The following is a 1,058-nucleotide window of genomic DNA, read 5'->3' on the forward strand; positions in this document are numbered from 1 at the left end:
ATCCAAAAAAGAAATGGGTAGATTTTAATTTAGTAACAAACCATCAAATTGAACATGAGAAGATTACTAAAATTGAACAAGTTTCAAAAAACCGATTTCACAATAACTTTAGATTTTATAGTGAAGACGAACTAAATCAAGAGTTTTTAGTTCTTTTAAAAAAATCATATCAATTAATGAGTTAGTTAGATATCAGTAACTGTTCCTCCTATGTATGGTTGGACAGGAGACCTTTAAATTAAAATGTTTCCTTTCTTCTGACAGACTTATTAAATTTCGAAAACAATCCATTCAATCATCTTTTCGTATAGAAAAACTTATTAAGAAACATGCACTAGAAAAAATATAAATCATATATAGGTGATATCCCGTTTGAATGCTTGAGGAGGATATTATGAAACCTATGTTACCTAGTGAAAAATATTTCGGTAATTTAGAACTAGTTTATGCATTTTATGGGGCTATGCCTACAGGTGTTACTGTTTCAGAAACCGGTCGTATTTTCATTTGTTTTCCGAAATGGGGAGACGATGTTAAATTTACGGTGGCGGAAATTGTTGAGGATAAATTACAGCCTTATCCTAACTTACAAACTAATTTGGTTAACCCCGAGAATATCACAATGACTTTCATCAGTGTCCAAAGTGTAGTTGCTGATGGAAGGGGAACGCTTTGGATATTAGATACAGCTGCACCCAATTTTTCTGAACCTATTAAAGGGGGGGCAAAATTAGTCGCTGTTGATTTAAAAACCAATACAATTAGAAGAGTATATACCTTTACGGAAGATGTTGTTCTGCCTACAACTTATCTGAATGATGTCCGTTTTGATTTTCGTGTTGGAAAAGCAGGTTATGCCTATATAACAGATTCTTCTTCAAGAGGACCAGGAGCTATTATCGTCATAGATTTATCAAATGGAAACGCGATTAGACGGTTAAATGGGGCAAATTCAACTTCACCCGATCCCTATTTCTTACCGAAAGTAGAAGGTCAAATTTTAATGAATCGAAACAAAGACGGTTCAACTTCTCCATTTAGATTGGCGTCTGATAGTC

Annotated in this window: 2 protein-coding genes; both read left to right on the top strand. The window is 33.7% G+C overall.

Annotated features, from left to right (window positions below; translation table 11 throughout):
- On the top strand, positions 1 to 185 hold a 185-nt coding region (locus AR334_RS30085; protein WP_216637996.1), incomplete at its 5' end, for a DUF5655 domain-containing protein.
- A gap of 209 nt (positions 186 to 394) precedes the next feature.
- Positions 395 to 1,058: major royal jelly family protein (locus AR334_RS30210; RefSeq protein ID WP_253701141.1), on the top strand; the 664-nt coding region annotated here is incomplete at its 3' end.

Source organism: Bacillus sp. FJAT-29814 (assembly GCF_001510715.1).
Lineage (GTDB): Bacteria > Bacillota > Bacilli > Bacillales > Cytobacillaceae > Neobacillus.